17 protein-coding genes and 1 pseudogene are annotated in these 17,100 nt (G+C 72.3%); 6 read left to right on the forward strand and 12 right to left on the reverse strand.

Features of this window, described 5'->3' with window-relative positions:
• The 5 genes and pseudogenes from AB0H87_RS23360 to AB0H87_RS23380 form a co-directional block, all read right to left on the reverse strand.
• A pseudogene (locus AB0H87_RS23360) lies at positions 1-330 on the reverse strand (hypothetical protein); the annotation flags it as partial.
• Positions 314-910, reverse strand: coding sequence for a DUF3090 family protein (locus AB0H87_RS23365; RefSeq protein ID WP_360149244.1), 597 nt, complete (start codon positions 908-910; stop codon positions 314-316). The pseudogene AB0H87_RS23360 and the gene AB0H87_RS23365, both read right to left, overlap by 17 nt.
• 90 nt (positions 911-1,000) lie before the next feature.
• The gene (locus tag AB0H87_RS23370; RefSeq protein ID WP_360149247.1) at positions 1,001-1,702 is read right to left on the reverse strand and encodes a histidine phosphatase family protein; all 702 of its coding nucleotides are present in this window, start codon (positions 1,700-1,702) and stop codon (positions 1,001-1,003) included.
• 9 nt (positions 1,703-1,711) lie between these two features.
• A complete protein-coding gene (locus AB0H87_RS23375) occupies positions 1,712-2,545 on the reverse strand; it encodes an undecaprenyl-diphosphate phosphatase (protein WP_360149250.1) in 834 nt (277 codons plus the stop codon).
• The gene (locus AB0H87_RS23380; RefSeq protein ID WP_360149253.1) at positions 2,542-3,594 is read right to left on the reverse strand and encodes an LLM class F420-dependent oxidoreductase; all 1,053 of its coding nucleotides are present in this window, start codon (positions 3,592-3,594) and stop codon (positions 2,542-2,544) included. The genes AB0H87_RS23375 and AB0H87_RS23380 overlap by 4 nt, the downstream gene beginning before the upstream one ends.
• Positions 3,595-3,760: 166 nt before the next feature.
• Here AB0H87_RS23380 and AB0H87_RS23385 point away from each other — a divergent pair, with 166 nt between their 5' ends.
• Positions 3,761-4,732 carry an aldo/keto reductase gene (locus AB0H87_RS23385; RefSeq protein ID WP_360149256.1) on the forward strand — a complete coding sequence of 324 codons (972 nt, stop codon included), beginning with the start codon at positions 3,761-3,763 and terminating at the stop codon, positions 4,730-4,732.
• A gap of 90 nt (positions 4,733-4,822) precedes the next feature.
• On the opposite strand, the gene AB0H87_RS23390 is transcribed toward AB0H87_RS23385, so the two are convergent.
• The gene (locus tag AB0H87_RS23390) at positions 4,823-5,287 is read right to left on the reverse strand and encodes a MarR family winged helix-turn-helix transcriptional regulator (protein WP_360149259.1); all 465 of its coding nucleotides are present in this window, start codon (positions 5,285-5,287) and stop codon (positions 4,823-4,825) included.
• A 61-nt stretch (positions 5,288-5,348) separates the two neighbouring features.
• Here AB0H87_RS23390 and AB0H87_RS23395 point away from each other — a divergent pair, with 61 nt between their 5' ends.
• Positions 5,349-5,720 carry a cupin domain-containing protein gene (locus tag AB0H87_RS23395; protein WP_360149262.1) on the forward strand — a complete coding sequence of 124 codons (372 nt, stop codon included), beginning with the start codon at positions 5,349-5,351 and terminating at the stop codon, positions 5,718-5,720.
• Positions 5,721-5,740: 20 nt separating this feature from the next.
• Here the strand turns inward: AB0H87_RS23395 and AB0H87_RS23400 are convergent, their stop codons facing one another.
• Both AB0H87_RS23400 and AB0H87_RS23405 read right to left on the reverse strand, forming a co-directional pair.
• Positions 5,741-6,535, reverse strand: a complete 795-nt coding sequence (locus AB0H87_RS23400; RefSeq protein WP_360149265.1) for a GntR family transcriptional regulator — start codon at positions 6,533-6,535, stop codon at positions 5,741-5,743.
• Positions 6,536-6,608: 73 nt separating this feature from the next.
• Complete coding sequence (locus AB0H87_RS23405; protein WP_360149268.1) at positions 6,609-7,478, reverse strand: PAC2 family protein; 870 nt, start codon at positions 7,476-7,478, stop codon at positions 6,609-6,611.
• Positions 7,479-7,675: 197 nt separating this feature from the next.
• Here AB0H87_RS23405 and metH point away from each other — a divergent pair, with 197 nt between their 5' ends.
• Positions 7,676-11,185 carry a methionine synthase gene (metH, locus tag AB0H87_RS23410; protein WP_360149271.1) on the forward strand — a complete coding sequence of 1,170 codons (3,510 nt, stop codon included), beginning with the start codon at positions 7,676-7,678 and terminating at the stop codon, positions 11,183-11,185.
• A 7-nt stretch (positions 11,186-11,192) separates the two neighbouring features.
• On the opposite strand, the gene AB0H87_RS23415 is transcribed toward metH, so the two are convergent.
• Together AB0H87_RS23415 and AB0H87_RS23420 are read right to left on the reverse strand one after the other, a co-directional pair.
• Positions 11,193-11,852 carry an alpha/beta hydrolase-fold protein gene (locus AB0H87_RS23415; protein WP_360149274.1) on the reverse strand — a complete coding sequence of 220 codons (660 nt, stop codon included), beginning with the start codon at positions 11,850-11,852 and terminating at the stop codon, positions 11,193-11,195.
• 31 nt (positions 11,853-11,883) lie between these two features.
• On the reverse strand, positions 11,884-12,339 hold the full coding sequence (locus tag AB0H87_RS23420) for a nuclear transport factor 2 family protein (RefSeq protein ID WP_360149277.1): 456 nt from the start codon (positions 12,337-12,339) through the stop codon (positions 11,884-11,886).
• A gap of 86 nt (positions 12,340-12,425) precedes the next feature.
• Between AB0H87_RS23420 and sigJ the strand changes: the two genes are divergently transcribed.
• Positions 12,426-13,298, forward strand: coding sequence for an RNA polymerase sigma factor SigJ (gene sigJ / locus AB0H87_RS23425; RefSeq protein ID WP_360149280.1), 873 nt, complete (start codon positions 12,426-12,428; stop codon positions 13,296-13,298).
• On the opposite strand, the gene AB0H87_RS23430 is transcribed toward sigJ, so the two are convergent.
• Positions 13,243-14,151 (reverse strand): LysR family transcriptional regulator, encoded by a 909-nt coding sequence (locus tag AB0H87_RS23430; RefSeq protein WP_360149283.1) that lies wholly within the window; start codon positions 14,149-14,151, stop codon positions 13,243-13,245. The genes sigJ and AB0H87_RS23430 overlap by 56 nt on opposite strands.
• An 80-nt stretch (positions 14,152-14,231) precedes the next feature.
• Between AB0H87_RS23430 and AB0H87_RS23435 the strand changes: the two genes are divergently transcribed.
• Positions 14,232-15,416 carry an MFS transporter gene (locus AB0H87_RS23435; RefSeq protein WP_360149286.1) on the forward strand — a complete coding sequence of 395 codons (1,185 nt, stop codon included), beginning with the start codon at positions 14,232-14,234 and terminating at the stop codon, positions 15,414-15,416.
• Positions 15,417-15,430: 14 nt separating this feature from the next.
• A complete protein-coding gene (locus tag AB0H87_RS23440) occupies positions 15,431-16,807 on the forward strand; it encodes an amidohydrolase family protein (RefSeq protein WP_360149289.1) in 1,377 nt (458 codons plus the stop codon).
• On the opposite strand, the gene AB0H87_RS23445 is transcribed toward AB0H87_RS23440, so the two are convergent.
• Entirely contained in the window at positions 16,804-17,067 is a 264-nt protein-coding gene (locus tag AB0H87_RS23445) for a hypothetical protein (RefSeq protein ID WP_360149292.1), read from the reverse strand. The genes AB0H87_RS23440 and AB0H87_RS23445 overlap by 4 nt on opposite strands.
• Positions 17,068-17,100: the final 33 nt, after the last annotated feature.

The following is a 17,100-nucleotide window of genomic DNA, read 5'->3' on the forward strand; positions in this document are numbered from 1 at the left end:
GCCGGGACCCAGGGGGCCTTCGGAACGCAGCAGCGTCGGCGGCACCAGGTCCCAGCCGGTCGCGGCCGAGACCAGGTAGGCGCTGACCTCCCGGCCGGCCAGCGTGCCGTCCGGGAAGTCCCACAGCGGCCGCTCGCCGCTGATCGGCTTGTAGACACAGCGCGCGGTGACCCCGTCGAGCGAGACGAAGGCCCGCAGGGTGGTGTTGGACGCGTCGACCAGCCGGCCCTCGAGCTCGATCTCGCCCGAGCGCAGCAGCGTCAGCGCGTCGTGCTCGGGAAGCCGGGACGGGGAATCCACCGGCGTGGCGCCGTCACCGGTGATAGCCATTGTGGCGCGGGCAGAGGTGCCCCCGGGGGTCGAGCGGCTGGCCACAGAGCGGGCAGGGCGGCCGGCCCGCGGCGACCACGCGCCGGGCCCGGCTGATGAACTCGCGGGTGGCCTGCGGCGTCAGCCGCACCCGGAGGCGGTCGAGGTCCTCGTCGGGCTCGTCATCATCGTCGTCGTCGTCCTCGACGGCCTCGGCTTCGGCCTCGTCGACGTCGAGCTCGCCCTCGCCGGCCGCGATCGCCTCGATCACGACGGTGGCCGTGTCGACGTCGAACGCGAGGCCCAGCGTGCCGACGCGGAACTCCTCGTCGACCGGGCTCTCCAGCGGCTCGTTGTCGGACGCCGCGGGCGCCGGCTCCTCGGGCGGCAGCTCGAGGTCGACGCCGAACCGGCGGGCCGCCTCGGTGAGGAGCTCCTCGAGCTTCTCGGCCAGAAGGGCGACCTGCACCTTTTCCAGCGCGACGCTGACCACGCGGCCGCCGCCGCGCGCCTGCAGGAAGAAGCTGCGCTCGCCGGGTGGTCCCACGGTTCCAGCCACGAACCGCTCCGGCGGCTCGAACGCGTGCACCTGGTGGGTCATAACAAGACCCTATCCGCCCACGCGTACGCCCGCGTAGCGCACTGCCTCGAATGTGGGGAGCGGATCAGCGGCGTTCGCGCAGAGCGAATTTCAGCTCGGACCGGCACCTCCGCCGACGACCGCGTCCGACGAGGTCGCGGCGCTTTTCCGGGGTCGGCGGCGGCGTTTCGGGGGCACCAGGCCGGCCAGGTCACCACCCGTGTCGTTGAGCCGCAGGAGGAACGGGCGGGTGGGTGTGTAACGGATCACTGTCACCGACGCCGGATCGGCGACGACCCGCTGGAACTGGTCGAGGTGCAGACCCAGCGCGTCGGCCACGATCGCCTTGATGATGTCGCCGTGCGTGCAGGCCAGCCACAGCGCCTCGGGCCCGTGCGTCGCCGTCACGGAGGCGTCCCAGCGGCGGATCGCGCCGACCGCCCGGGAAGCCATCGCCGCCATCGCCTCACCGCCGGGGAACACCACCGCCGACGGGTGCAGCTGGACGACCGGCCACAGCGGATCCTTCGCCAGCTTCTTCAGCGGCTGGCCCTCCCAGTCGCCGTAGCCGCACTCGACGAGCCCGTCCTCGACGCTCGGCACGAAGTCCGGCAGGGCCAGCTCCAGCGTCTGCCGGCAGCGGATCAGGGGGCTGCTCACCACCGCGCCCAGCGGCAGCGCGCGCAGGCGGGCGCCGACGGCCACGGCCTGGGCCCGCCCGGTCTCGTCGAGCTCGACGGGCTGCCGCCCGGCCAGCCCACCGTCGGTGTTGGCGGTCGTGCGGCCGTGCCGCAGGAGGAGAAGGGTCGCCACGCGCCAACCCTACGTGGCCGAGATCGTCCCGTTGATCAGCAGTGCGAGGACGATCGAGCCGACCGCCACCCGGTAGAGCACGAACGGGTACCACGTGTGTTGGGCGACGTACCTGAGCAGCCAGGCGATCGACGCGTACCCGAGGCCGAAGGCGACGATCGTCGCCACGATCATCTGTGCGCCGGAGGGGACCAGGCCCCCGCCGCTCTTGTCGAACACGTCCGGGAGGCTGAAGATCCCGGACATCACGACGGCCGGGATCGCCAGCAGGAACGAGAAGCGCAGCGCGGCCTCGCGGGTCAGCCCGAGGAACAGGCCGGCGCTCACGGTGCCGCCCGAGCGGGAGACGCCGGGGATCAGCGCCAGCGCCTGAGCGAAGCCCATCGTGACCGCGTCCGGCATCTTGAAGCGTTCGAGGGCACGGGTCTGGCGCCCGAGGTATTCCGCGAACGCGATCACGAACGAGAAGACGATGAGGACGATCGAGACCAGCCAGAGGTTACGCGCCGCCGTGCGGATCTGGTCCTTGAACACGAACCCGATGATGCCGATCGGGATCGAGCCGACGATGACGTACCACGCCATCTTGTAGTCGAACTCCTTGCGCGCCGACTTGTCCCAGATGCCGATGACCCACGTCTTGGATATTCGCCAGATGTCCTTGGCGAAGTAGAGCAGCACGGCCGCCTCGGTGCCGAGCTGGGTGACCGCGGTGAACGAGGCGCCGGCGTCCTGACCGAAGAACAGCGCCGAGGTGATCCGCATGTGCCCGGACGAGCTGACCGGCAGGAACTCGGTGAGCCCCTGCACGATTCCGAGCACGATCGCCTCGGTCCACGTCATTCTCCGACCCCCGCCTTGTCCAACGCCTCAGCCACCGTACGCAACGTCCGCACGCCGGATTCGGCGTCCGCCACGAACGGGTTCACCGACAGTGTGGTCACACCCGATTCGGCGTACGCCTTCATCCGCTCGGCGATCCGTTCCTTGGGCCCGAGCAGCGAGGTGCGGTCGATGAACTCCAGGGGCACGGCGGCCGCCGCGTCCCGCTGGCGCTTGTCGAGGTAGAGGTCCTGCACCGTCTTCGCCGCGTCCGCGTAGCCCATCCGGATCGCGAGGTCGTTGTAGAAGTTCTGCTTCCGGCTGCCCATGCCGCCGACGTAGAGGGCGGCGTACCAGCGGACGAGCTCGGCCGCCTGCGCGACGTCGTCGCCGATCACGACGGGGACACTGGGGACGACGTCGAAGCCCTCGGCCGGTAGGCCCGCGGTCTCGCGGCCCTTTCGGACGGAGCCGTGCTGCTCGGCGGCGAACTCGGGGGAGTAGAAGACGGCCAGCCAGCCGTCGGCGATCTCGCCGGCCAGCTCGAGGTTCTTCGGCCCCACGGCGGCGAGGTAGATCGGGATGTGGTCGCGCGGCGGGTGGAAGCCGAGCCGCAGCGTCTTGCCCGGTCCGTCGGGCAGCGGCAGCGTGTAGTGCTCGCCGGCGTACTCGACCGGCTTGCGGCCGACGGCGAGCTTGACGATGTCGACGTACTCCCGGGTGCGGGCGAGGGGCTTGCCGAACCGCACGCCGTGCCAGCCCTCGGAGACCTGCGGGCCGGAGACGCCGAGGCCGAGCCGGAATCGGCCGCCGGACAGGTTGTCGATCGTGGTCGCGGTCATCGCGGTCGCGGCCGGGGTGCGGGCCGGGATCTGCATCACCGCGGCGCCGAGGTCGATCGTCGACGTCTGGCCGGCGATCCAGGCCAGGGTGGACGGCGAGTCCGAGCCGTAGGCCTCCGCCGCCCACACGACCGAGTAGCCGAGCCGCTCCGCCTCCTGCGCCATCGCCAGATCCGTCGCCGGCGAGCTCCAGGCGGTCTGGTATCCGAGGTTGAGTCCGAGTTTCACCGTGCCCCTCCCCACTGTCGCCGGAGGGGCGACGCGGGACCAGAGTACGAAATGCCCGTCGCCCGTTCGTGCACGGCCGCCCCCAACACGCGGGGTGGGAGCCTAGGTGCATGATGCACCGACCGGCCGGCTATCGGCGCTGGCCGCGTCCGAATAAGGTGCACCCATGCAGCAGAGACCGCTAGGCCGTAGCGGGCTCGCGGTCTCCCGGCTCGCGCTCGGCACCATGACGTGGGGTGCCGACACCGACACCGACGACGCGGCGGCCCAGCTCAAGGGCTTCGTCGACGCCGGTGGCAACCTCGTCGACACCGCCGACGTCTACGGCGACGGCGAGGCCGAAGCCGTGATCGGCTCGCTGCTGGACACCTTGATCCCGCGGGACGACCTGCTGATCGCGACCAAAGGTGGCCTGCGCCCGGGCAGCGGCCGGCGGCGCGACGGGTCGCGGGGGCACCTGCTCAGCTCGCTGGACGCCTCGCTGCGCCGGCTCGGCACGGACCATGTCGATCTTTGGCAGGTCCACGGGTACGACGGCTCGACCCCGCTCGAGGAGACGCTGGCCGCACTGGACTACGCCGTGACCAGCGGGCGGGTCCGGTATGCCGGGGTGTCCAACTTTTCGGGCTGGCAGACGGCGCGCGCGGCGGCGTGGCAGCAAGCGGTGCCGGGCCGGACGCCGGTGGTCGCGACGCAGGTCGAGTACTCGCTGCTGGAGCGGGGGATCGAGCGGGAGGTCCTGCCGGCGTGCGCGGCGCTCGGTCTCGGCGTGCTGGCCTGGTCGCCGCTGGGCCGCGGCGTGCTGACGGGCAAGTATCGCCACGGCCGCCCGGCGGACTCCCGCGCCGCCTCTCCCCATTTCGGCCCATTTGTCGCGACTTATCTGGATTCGCGCTCGTCGGCGATCGTCGAGGCCGTGGCCACCGCCGCCGGCGGCCTGGGTGTCTCGCCGCTCGAGGTCGCGCTGGCCTGGGTGCGGGACCGCCCGGGCGTGGTCGCTCCGGTGCTGGGCGCCCGCACCGCCGGCCAGCTCCTCGGCGCGCTCAAGGTCGAAAGCATGACGCTGCCGGCGGAGATCGAGACCGCGCTCGACGACGTCTCCGCGATCCCGATCGGCTATCCGGAACGCGACTCCTGAGCCGCGACCCGGTGCGCCAGGACCCGAGCGAGGCCGGTGCGCCAGGACCCGAGCCAGCCCGGTGCGCCACGACCGAGTCAGCCCGGTGCGCTAGGACCCGAACCAGCCCGGCACGTCGAGCCGGAAGGCCTCCGCGCCGGTCGCGGTGACGAGGTCCGCCTCCAGCGCACGGAGTCGCTCCGGGCCGATCCGGGCCGCCCACTCCGCGCGCAGCTCGTCGAAGATCTGTGCGGACCGGATCAGCACGGTCACGCCCCGGTCGGTGAGCCGCACCAGCTTGCGCCGGGCGTCGTCGGGGTCGGTGGCGCGCTCGACGTACCCCAGGCGTTCCAGGTTGTCGATCGTCTTGCCCGCGGCCTGCTTCGAGACGCCGAGCCGGCGCCCGAGCTCGACCGCCGTCGTGCCGTCGCGCCCGATGGCCTGGAACACGAACCCGTGCAGCGGCCGCAGCTCGGGATGCCCCTCGCGGGCGAGCTCGGCGTGCACACCGTCGATGAGCTGCCGGAAGCCGACGAACAGCCGCAGCGGGAGCAGGAACCCGTCACCGGTTGACACGATTAGACAACCAGGTTTACGTTTTGGACAACCACGTTGACCATCTTAGAAGGGAAATCCCATGACTGTCATCGGGTACGAGCAGACGCGGCGCTTCGCGACACCCGCCGGAGTGATGACCACCCTGGCCTCGCCGACCCTGGGCGGCGCGACCCGCCCGCTGTGGCGGGTCGAGATGCCGGCGGGCGGGGCGGGCCCGACCCACACGGTCGACACCGAACAGATCTGGACCGTGCTGTCGGGCGCGGCCACCATCCGGCTCGGCGCCGACGAGGTGCGGATCGGGGCGGGCGACACCCTCGTGCTGGCCCCGGACGTCGAACGCCAGGTCACGGCCGACGCCACCGACGGCCTGACCGCCATCGTCACCAGCGCCGCGGGCAGCACCGCCGTCGCCGCGGGCAACCGCGTCAAACCCCCGTGGGCCGCGTAGCGGTTGCGTGGCTCCAGCGCTCAGCCGAGCGCGAACCCGGGCTCGTCGTCCGGGGCGTCCGCGACCGGGCCCGGGATCTTGTAGTTCTCCGTGAGCGTCGTCATCGGGCCCGGCCAGGTCGCCTGGCTGACCTCGATCGCGCGGTGCTTGTCGTCGTACGCCACGTGCAGCAGGTGCAGCACCGGCGTGTCGCCGCGGATCTGCAGGATCTCCGCCTCGTCCCGGTCCGGTTGGCGGGCGGTGATCACGTCCGTCGCGGTCGCGTAGCGGCGGCCGATCGCCTCCTCGGCCTCCTGGTACAACGGCCGGCCGAAGCCTTCGAAGCGTTCCAGGCTCGTGCCCGCCGCGTCCTCGACCCGGAACCACGCCGCGCCGATCTCGACCGGCACGTCGTCGGTGCGGACCAGGTGGCGGCGGACCAGCAGGGAAGTGTGGTCAGGCACCCCGAAGGCGTCCGCGACCTCCGGCGGCGCGGGTGCGCGGCCCACCTCCGTCAGGTGCTGCCGATACCGGGCCGCCAGGTCCGCGTGGTAGCCCCGGTGGCCGCCGTAGCGCCCCCGGGACAGGCGGTTGAGGCGGCGTTTGGTGCCGCGGACGTACGTACCCGAGCCGGGTTTTGTGATCAACACACCCTCGACCCGGAGCTGGTCGATGCTGCGCTGCAGCGTCTGCTTGGCCACGCCGAACGTCTCGGCCAGCGCCGGGATCGAGGGCAGCCGCTCGCCGGCGGCCCAGTCACCGCGGCGGATCTGGGCCTTGATCTGCTCGGCTATCTGGCGGTGCGGCGCCTCGGCCGCACCCGGGTTGACCTGCATGGCACGACCTCCCGCGTGGCGATGATCCTAGGATGCACCACCGCGCGGGACGTCGTGCCCGACGACACGCGCCCTACCAGGAACCGGCGGTCGGCCCGGCCGAGCCACCACGGCGACGCAGGTACTTCTCGAACTCCTGGGCGATCTCGTCACCCGACAGCGGCTGGATGCCGGCGTCGCCCGCCCGCTCCTCCAGCTCGCGCACGTACTCGCCCAGCTCCGCGTCCTGCTCGGCGGCCGCGCGCACCCGCTGCTCCCACTCCGCCGACTCCTCGGCCAGGTCGGCCATCGGCACCGGCAGGTCGAGCACCTCTTCGACCCGGTGCAGCAGGGCCAGGGTGGCCTTCGGGCACGGCGGGTTGTTGGCGTAGTGCGGCACGTGCACCCAGAACGACAGCGCGTCGACCTCGGCGCGCTGGCAGGCGTCGTGGAGCACGCCGACGATGCCGGTCGGGCCGTCGTACCGCGTCGGGGTCAGCTGGTAGCGGTCCGCCGCGTCCTTGTCGGACGCACTGCCGCTGATCGGCAACGGGCGGGTGTAGGGGACGTCCGCCAGCAGCGCGCCCAGCAGCACCACGCGGTTGATCTCCAGGCTGTGGCAGAGCTCCAGCACCTGCTCGCAGAACGTGCGCCAGCGCATGCTCGGCTCGATGCCCCGGATCAGCACGACGTCGCGCTCGGTGCCCTCGATGGTCGCCCGCATGAACCGGGTGGTCGGCCACTCGATGCGCCGGGTCTCGCCGTCGGCCATCGTGATGGTCGGCCGGCTCACCTGGAAGTCGTAGAAGTCCTCGGGGTCGAGTGCCGCGATCTCCTGGGCGCCCCACACCTGCTCGAGGTGTTCGACCGCGGCGGTCGACGCGTCGGCCGCGTCGTTCCACCCCTCGAACGCCGCGATCGCGACCGGGGAGCGCAGCTCGGGCAGGCCGTCGAACTCGGTCACGCCACCGCCTCCGTCCACCGTGTCGCACCGGTCGCCTTCGTCGTCCACACGTTCACCCAGCCAGCCTACGTGCCCCCGCTAGTCAGGGCTCGACGGCGCGGCGCGCCCGGGTGGCCCTGGGCGACGTCGGTCACAGCCACCTACCGGGTTAGATCATCGCTCTCTACGCGAAACGGACTACGCCGTAGCCTGAGAGGGTGTCGAACTCGTTCCTTGACGCGCTCGCCGGCCGGATCCTGATCGCCGACGGCGCCATGGGCACCATGCTCCAGGCCGCCGACCTGACGCTGGACGACTTCGAGGGCCACGAGGGCTGCAACGAGGTCCTCAACGTGACCCGTCCCGAGGTGGTCGGCGGGGTGCACGACGCCTACCTCGAGGCCGGCGCCGACTGCGTGGAGACCAACACCTTCGGAGCCAACCTCGGCAACCTCGGGGAGTACGGGATCGAGTCGCGGATCCGCGAGCTGGCCGAGGCCGGCGCCCGGATCGCCCGCGCCTCGGCGGACCGGTTCGCCACCGCGACGCGGCCCCGGTTCGTGCTCGGGTCGATGGGGCCGGGCACCAAGCTGCCGACGCTGGGGCACACGGACTACCGGACGCTGCGCGACGCGTACCAGGAGAACGCCCTTGGCCTGCTGCTCGGCGGCTCCGACGCGTTGATCATCGAGACCTGCCAGGACCTGCTGCAGCTCAAGTCGGCGGTCAACGGCGCGCGCCGGGCGATGACGGACGCGGCGCGCGTGGTGCCCGTGATCGCACACGTGACGGTCGAGACCACCGGGACGATGCTGCTCGGCAGCGAGATCGGGGCGGCGCTGACCGCGGTCGAGCCGCTCGGCGTCGACCTGATCGGGCTCAACTGCGCCACCGGGCCGGCGGAGATGACCGAGCACCTGCGCTATCTGGCGCAGCACTCGCGCGTACCCCTGTCGGTGATGCCGAATGCCGGGTTGCCGCAGCTGACCGCGGACGGGGCGCACTACCCGTTGACCCCGGCCGAGCTCGCCTCCGCCCTCGGCGACTTCGTCACGGAGTACGGCGCGGCCCTGGTCGGCGGCTGTTGCGGCACCACGCCCGCGCACATCGCCGCGGTCGTCGAGGCCCTCGGCGTCGGTGCGCCGCGCGTCCCCCGCGAGGCGTCCGAGGAGCCCGGAGTGTCCTCGATCTATCACCACGTGCCGTTCGTGCAGGACGCCGGCGTGCTGATGGTGGGGGAACGGACCAACGCCAACGGCTCGAAGGCGTTCCGCGAGGCGATGCTGGCCGGCGACTGGCAGGCGTGCGTGGAGATGGCCCGCTCGCAGGCCCGGGACGGCTCGCACCTGCTGGACCTGTGCGTCGACTACGTCGGCCGGGACGGCGCCGTCGACATGAAGGAGCTCGCCGGCCGGTTCGCCACCGCGTCCACGCTGCCGATCATGCTGGACTCGACCGAGCCCGCCGTGGTCGAGGCCGGGCTGGAGATGCTCGGCGGCCGTTGCGTGGTCAACTCGGTCAACTTCGAGGACGGTGACGGGCCGTCGTCGCGCTACGCGCGGGTGATGCCGGTCGTGCGGGAGCACGGGGCGGCCGTGGTCGCGCTGCTGATCGACGAGGAGGGCCAGGCCCGGACCACCGAGTGGAAGGTACGCGTCGCGCGGCGGCTGATCGACGACCTCACCGGCCGGTGGGGGATGCGCCGGTCCGACATCCTGATCGACGCGCTGACCTTCCCGATCGCCACCGGGCAGGAGGAGACGCGGCGGGACGGCATCGAGACGATCAACGCGATCCGCGAGATCGCCGCGCTGTATCCCGGTGTCAACTTCACGCTCGGCGTCTCCAACATCTCGTTCGGCCTGAACCCGGCGGCGCGGCAGGTGCTCAACTCGGTGTTCCTGAGCGAGTGCGTCGACGCGGGCCTGACCAGCGCGATCGTGCACGCGAGCAAGATCCTGCCGATGTCGAAGATCCCGGAACGGCAGCGGTCGGTCGCCCTGGACCTCGTGTACGACCGGCGCGCGCCCGGCTACGACCCCGTGCAGGAGTTCATCTCGGTGTTCGAGGGCGTGGACGTCGCGTCGGCGCGGGCCTCGCGGGCCGCGGAGCTGGCGGCGCTGCCGCTGGACGAGCGGCTGAAGCGGCGGATCATCGACGGGGAGCGCAACGGGCTCGAAGACGATCTCGCGGCCGCGTTGGCCGATCGGTCCGCGCTGGACATCATCAACGACACCCTGCTCGACGGCATGAAGGTGGTCGGTGAGCTGTTCGGCTCGGGCCAGATGCAGCTGCCGTTCGTGCTGCAGTCGGCCGAGGTGATGAAGAGCGCGGTCGCGTACCTGGAGCCGCACATCGAGAAGGCGGACGACGACCAGGGCAAGGGTCGGATCGTGCTGGCGACGGTCAAGGGCGACGTGCACGACATCGGCAAGAACCTGGTCGACATCATCCTGTCCAACAACGGGTACGAGGTCGTGAACATCGGCATCAAGCAGCCGATCGCGTCGATCCTGGACGCCGCCGAGTCACACGACGCCGACGCGATCGGCATGTCGGGCCTGCTCGTGAAGAGCACGGTGGTGATGAAGGAGAACCTGCAGGAGATGCTCTCCCGCGGGGTGGCCGACCGTTGGCCGGTGCTGCTGGGTGGTGCGGCGCTGACGCGGTCCTATGTGGAGGACGACCTCCGGTCGCTCTACACCGGCGGCGAAGTGCACTACGCGCGGGACGCCTTCGAGGGACTGTCGTTGATGGACCGGGTGATGACGGCCCGCCGCGGCGGCGCCCCGGTGGTCGACCCGGAGCGGGAGGCGGCGCTCGCGGCGCGCCGGGCCCGCCGCGAGCGCCAACGGGCGCAGGTGACGGAGAACCTGCCGCCGTTGGAGGACGACTCGGTGCGCTCGGACGTGGCCGCGGACGTTGACGTCCCGACGCCGCCGTTCTTCGGCACGCGGGTGGTCAAGGGCGTGCCGTTGGCTTCCTACTCGGCCCTGCTGGACGAGCGGGCGCTGTTCCTGGGCCAGTGGGGCCTGCGCGGCGCCCGCGGCTCGGGACCCTCCTATGAGGAGCTGGTCGAGATCGAGGGCCGCCCGCGCCTGCGTTACTGGCTGGACCGCCTGGCCGCCGACCACGTCCTGGAGGCGTCGGTGGTCTACGGCTACTTCCCGGCCCGTTCGGCGGGCAACGACCTGCACGTGCTGTCGCCCGACGGGTCGACGGAGCTGACCCGCTTCTCCTTCCCGCGCCAGCGCCAGGAACGCCGCCTGTGCCTCGCGGACTTCTTCTCGCCGGACCAGGACGTGCTGGCCCTGCAACTGGTCACGGTGGGCCAGCCGATCAGCGAATACACGGCGAAGCTGTTCGCCCGCAACGAGTACCGGGACTACCTGGAGGTGCACGGCCTGTCGGTGCAGCTCACGGAGGCGCTGGCCGAGTACTGGCACCAGCGGGTCCGCGCGGAGCTGACGCTGCCGTCCGGCGAGACGGTGGCGGCCGAGGACCCGCCCACGCTGGCGGGCCTGCTCCGCACGGACTACCGGGGTTGCCGCTACGCCTTCGGGTACCCGGCGTGCCCGGACCTGGAGGACCGGGCGAAGGTGGTGAACCTGCTGGACGCGTCCCGGATCGGCGTGACGCTGTCGGAGGAGTTCCAACTGACCCCGGAGCAGGCCACGGACGCGCTCATCGTCCACCACCCGGAAGCCAACTACTTCAACGCGAAGTAGCGGCGGGTCAGGGTTGGAACGCCCAGGCCACCATGAGCGGAAACTCCTGTCTCCAGAACGCGTCGCCGTGCGTGCCGACCCGTTCGGTCTGTACGACCTCACCACCCGCGTCGCGCAGCGCGTTCGCCCACCGGGTCGCGTTGTCACGGAAGAACGGTTCCGCGGTCCCGGCGACGAGGTACGTGCGCGGGAGACTGCCCGGCAGCACCGCGGGTGGCTGGTAGCCGGCACCGGGCGAGGCGCACAGGACCGCGCCGTAGCTGTCGGGATGACGGAGTCCCATCGCCAGCGCGAGCTCCGCACCGGCGGAGACACCGAACGCCGCGGTTCGGTCGGCGGGCAGCCTTGTGCCCAGGCGGGTTGCCGCCCACTCGCGTACGTCCTCGACGAAGAACTTCTCGTGCGCCGCGAACCGTCGCGGGTCGAACCCTGGGGCCGGTGAGTACTCGTGCAGCCGCAGCGTCTCGTCCTCCAGCCGGTGCGCGCCGACGATCATCGTGGGTGGCAGATCGGCGGCTTCCAGAGTCACTCCCCACGACGTGATCAGCTGGCCGTCACCGGCGAAGACGATCGCCTCGGGCGGGGCCGCCGGTACGTAGGCGGTGACCTGCCGTCCGCCGTCGTACCGCAGAACCTCGGTGACCAGCTGGCCTGCGGCAGACGGCATCGGCGTGGGCTCCTTGCTGACGCTTCCGGGATCAGTCCAGCACCAGGTAGGCCTGGCCCGGCGTGCCTGGCAGCGGGGTCGCGTCGTGGTAGCGGACCTCGTACGAGCGTTCCGTGAAGCGCCATCCGTCGGGCGTACGCCGGTAGCGGTCATGGTAGATCGCGTAGTTGACGTGCGACGTCCCGTCGCGCAGGCGGCCCAGTTCGTGCATGTGCGACCGGCCCGTCGCCTCGTCGCCCGTGACGGTCAGGGCGCCCTGGTGCGTGTTCTGGATGAAGAACTCCCAGAAGCCCTGCAGCCGCTCGATGCCCGCCCGGATCGCGTCGCGGCCCACCAGCTCCACGCCCGCGTCCGGGATCCGCATCACCGCGTCCTCGGTGAACAGGGCCGCGAAGCGGTCGTAGTCGCGCATGAGGCCCGCGTCCGTGTACTCCGACCGCAGCGCCTCGATCTCCACCCGGTCGGCGATTGCCTGGAAATCAGTCATACCCGGTACGACGACGCCGGCCCGGGGAATGTCAGGCTCACAGTTCCGCGTGCTGTCTCGTCGTACGGGGGACGAGGGGAGAAATGATGGCGGACCTTAGCGAGATCATGAGCGAGCGGCGGCAGCTGATCAACCTCGCGTACCGGATGCTCGGCTCCCTGGCCGACGCCGAGGACGTGGTGCAGGAAACCTATGCGCGCTGGTACGCCCTGTCCCGACCGCAACAGGAGGCCATCGAGACACCCGCGGCCTGGCTGACCACGGTGGCGAGCCGCATCTGCCTCGACCAGCTCAAGTCGGCCCGGGCGCGGCGCGAGCGGTACGTCGGCGAGTGGATCCCGGAGCCCCTGCCCGAGGACACCGGCATCGTCGACCCGGCCGACCGGATCACGCTGGACGAGTCCGTGAGCATGGCGTTCCTGGTCGTGCTCGACTCGATGACGCCGGCCGAGCGGGTCGCGTTCGTGCTGCACGACGTGTTCCGCTACCCGTTCGACGAGGTCGCCACCGTCGTCGGCCGGTCGCCCGCGGCCTGCCGCCAGCTCGCCTCCTCGGCCCGCAAGCGGGTCCGCGACGCCCAGCCACCGACGTCGCCGGACACGGCCCGGCGCGCCGCCGTCGTGCGGGACTTCAAGCAGGCCTGGGAGGCCCGCGACATCAGGGCCCTGGTCGGGCTCCTCGACCCCGAGACCACCGCGGTCGCCGACGGCGGCGGCCTGGTCAGCGCCGCGCCGCACCCGATCGTGGGCGCCGAGGAGATCGCGCGCTACTTCGTCGACCTGGCCCTCCGGGCGCCGGATCTGGAGCTCGTCGAGCGGACCGTCAACGGCCAGCCCGGCCTGGTCGTCCAGCAGCAGGGGGTGCTCGGCGCGGTGATCGCGTTCGAGGTCGCCGGCGACCGCATCACCCACCTGTGGGCGGTCCGGAACCCGGAGAAGCTGCGGCCCTGGCAATCCTGAGGAACCGCTGGGCGATCGGCCCGAGCGGGCGGCCGGTCGCGGTCGCGATCGCGACGCGGTAGCCCGGCGGCCGCCCCCGTACGGCCAGGAAGCGCAGGTCGGCGGTCTGCTCCGCGACCGAGCGCGGGATGAACGCGATCCCGAGCCCGAGCCGGACCAGGTCGACGATCGTCGACATGTCGTTCATCTGCACGGTGATCCGCCGGGTCAGGCCCGCGGCCCCGAACGCCTGGTCGACCGCGCTGCGCACACCCCAGCCGGGCGGGAACTCGATGAACGTCTCGTCGGCCAGCTCGGCGAGGTCGACGTCCGGGCCCGCCAGCGGGTGGTCCGGCCGGCAGGCCAGCACCACCTCCTCGGTGGCCAGCACCTGCTGCTCGATGCCGGGCACCGGGCCGAGGGTGAGCACGACGGCCAGCTCCAGCGCGCCCTCCCGCAGGCGCTCGAGGTGGTCGACCGTGCCGCGCGGGCCGGGCGCGCTCAGCCACAGCTCGACACCGGGCAGCTCGGCGCGGAACGTGACCAGTGCCTCGCGGATCCGGCCCGGGGTCAGGCCGTAGAGGATGCCCAGCCGCAGCCGGCCGCGCAGGCCCTGGCCGACCTGGGTCACCGTCTCCCGGGCCGCCTCGACCGCCGCCAGGATGCGCACCGCCTCGGGCAGCAGGGCCAGGCCCGCCTCGGTCAGCTCGACCCGCTGCGTGGTGCGGTCGAGCAGGGACGTGCCCAGGTCGCGCTCCAGGGCCCGGATCGCGGTCGAGACGCCGGACTGCGCCGTGTGCAGCTTCTCGGCGGCGCGGGTGAAGCTGCGCTCCTCGGCCACGGTGGTGAAGACCTCGAGCTTGCGGATGTCCACGGCACGATTATCACAAGATCCGATAACCACATCCAAACTTGATGTTGGATCCTGATGATCGGCGTGGCCAAACTCGGTCCATGCCCCGCACCACCCACCGCGCCGGCTTCGCCCTGGTCGCCCTCGCCTACGCCGCCACCACCACGGGCGGATCCGTGCCGACCCCGCTCTACGTCCTCTACCAGCACCGTGACCATTTCGGCACGACCATGATCAGCGTTGTCTTCGCTGTGTACGTCCTCGGCGTGGTCGGTGGCCTGCTCGTCGCGGGCGCCCACGCCGACCGCCTCGGGCGCCGGCCCGTGCTCGGCGCCGCGCTGGCCCTGCAGCTGCTCGCCTGCGCCGTCTTCCTGGCCTGGCCCGACGTGCCGGGCCTGCTCATCGCGCGGGTGCTCTCCGGGCTGTCCGTCGGCCTGCTCTCGGGCCCGGCCACCGCCTACCTGATCGAGCTGCGGCGCCGGGCCGCGCCGGACGGCGACCCGCGCCAGGCCGAGGTCGTCGCCACCGCCGCCAACCTCGGCGGCATCGCGGCCGGTCCGCTGCTGTCCGGGGTGCTCGCCGAGTGGGCACCCGCACCGCTGCACCTGCCGTACGTCGTGATCGGGATCGTCCTCGCGGCGGCCGCCGTGCTGCTGGCCGCCGTGCCGGAGACCGCGGCACCCGCCGACCGGCCCGCGAACCGGCCACTGGCGCTGGTGGGGCAGCGGCGCGACCTCTTCCTCGCGTCCTGCCTCGGCGGGCTCGTCGCGTTCGCGATGTTCGGCCTGTTCAGCGCGCTGAGCCCGACCTTCCTGTCGGGCACCCTCGGCCACCGTTCGCACGCCCTGGCCGGGCTGGTCGCCTTTGTCGGCCTCGGCGCCGGTGCCGTCGCCCAGGTCGGGCTGCGCCGGCTGCCGCCCCGGCCCGGGGTGGCCGTCGCCGCCGCGTCGATGCCGGTCGGTCTCGGGTTCCTGGTGCTCGCGGTCTGGGCCGGCTCGCTCGCCGCGTTCGTCGTCGGCGGGGCGGTCACCGGTGCCGCCGCGGGCCTGCTGCTGCGGGCCTGCCTGACCACCGTCGTGCAGCTCAGCCCGCCCGACCGCCGGGCCGGGACGCTGGCGACCTTCTTCGTCACCGGCTACTCCGGGCTGGCGCTGCCGGTGATCGGCCTCGGCGCCGCCAGCCAGCTCGCCGGCACGCCCACCGCGCTGACCGGCTTCGCGCTGGCCGGCCTCGCCGCCCTGACCGCCGTCGCCATCCTCCGGCTCCGCCCGGAGCCGGTCGCCTGACCATGGAGAGACCCGTGACCACGACCATCATCCGCAACGCGTACGTCGTCAGCCTGGACGACGAGCTCGGCGACCTGCCGCGTGCGGACATCCGCGTCGACGACGGTGCCATCACCGCGATCGGCACCGACCTGACGTTTCCCGCGGACGCTGCCGTGATCGACGCGGCCGGCAAGGTCGCGCTGCCCGGCCTCGTCGACTCGCACCGGCACGTCTGGCAGGGCGCGATCGGCGGCGCGGCGGGCGGCCAGTCCCTCGGCGGCTACTTCGGCGTCGTCCTCGGCGCGCTGGTCGACAAGTACGAGCCCGAGGACGTCTACGCCGGCGTGCTCTGGGGCGCGCTGAAGGCCCTCAACGCCGGCATCACCACGGTCGCCGACTGGTCCCACATCGTCACGACACCGGCGCACGCCGACGAGAACGTGCGGGCGCTGCGGGACTCGGGCATCCGGGCGTTGTTCCTCTACGGACCGCCGGTCGGCCAGGGCGTCGTGAAGTGGTTCGTCGAGAGCACGGAGCGCCACCCCGACGACGTACGCCGGATGCGCGCCGAACTGGCCGACGACGGCGCGCGGGTCACGATGGGCCTGGCCCTGCGGGGCCCGGAGTTCGCCTCGCCGTCGACGACGGCATACGACTTCCGGCTCGCGCGCGAGCTGGGCGTGCCGATCAGCCTGCACTCGGGCATCCCCGGCTACCTGTTGAGGTACCGCACGATCGACACGCTGGAGGAGCTGGGCCTGCTCGGCCCGGACGTGCACCACGCGCACGGCGCCCAGTTCAGCGACGACGACCTGCGCCGGATCGCGGCGACCGGCGGTGCGGTCACGCCGTGCCCGACGATCGACATGACGATGGGGATGGGCACGTTCCCGCTCGTGGGCCGGGCCCTGGAGCACGGCCTCGTGCCCTCGTTCGGCACGGACACGATCGCCGGCGGCGGCGCGGACCTGTTCAGCGAGATGCGGGTCGCGCTGGCCGCCGAGCGCGCCCGGGCCAACGCCGCGGCGCTGGCCCGAGACGAGCCGCCGGCCACTGTGGACCTCGACCAGCGCGACGTGCTCCGCTTCGCCACGACCGGCGGCGCCGCGGCGTGGGGGATGGGGGACCGGATCGGCACGCTGCGCCCCGGCAAGCGGGCCGACATCGTCCTGGTGGACACGTCGGGTGCGCACCTGACCCCACTGAACGACCCGGCGACCACGATCGTGCTGAACGCCGGCTCGTCCGATGTGGACACGGTCCTGGCCGACGGCGTGGTGGTCAAGCGCGGCGGGCGCCTGGTCGGCCCCGTCGCGGAGCGGGCCCGGGACCTGATCGAGGCGTCCCGCCGCCGGTTGCTCGCGAGGGCCGACCTGGCCCCGGCGCTCGGCCCGGACTGGGCGGCCTAGCCCGCCGGCCGCAGGCCCGCGAAGAGGACGTCGAGGGTGCGGCGCTGCAGCTCCGGGGACCAGCCGCCGCGCAGGGCGCCCTGGGTCGTGCTGGTCAGCAGCGCCATGGTCTCGGCGACGCCGACGTCCGGCCGCACCGTGCCCGCATGCTGAGCCGCGGCCAGCAGGCCGGCGACGGCATCGGTGAAACCGCGCAGCGGCTCGTCCACCGCGAGCCCGAGCAGTTCGACGACCGTGTTGATCACTGCTGTGCGCTTCATTGGTCGTGACCTCCGTATCGGGGTGATACCGAC

Origin of the sequence: Asanoa sp. NPDC050611 (assembly GCF_040654855.1) — a bacterium.
Taxonomy (GTDB): Bacteria; Actinomycetota; Actinomycetes; order Mycobacteriales; family Micromonosporaceae; genus Asanoa.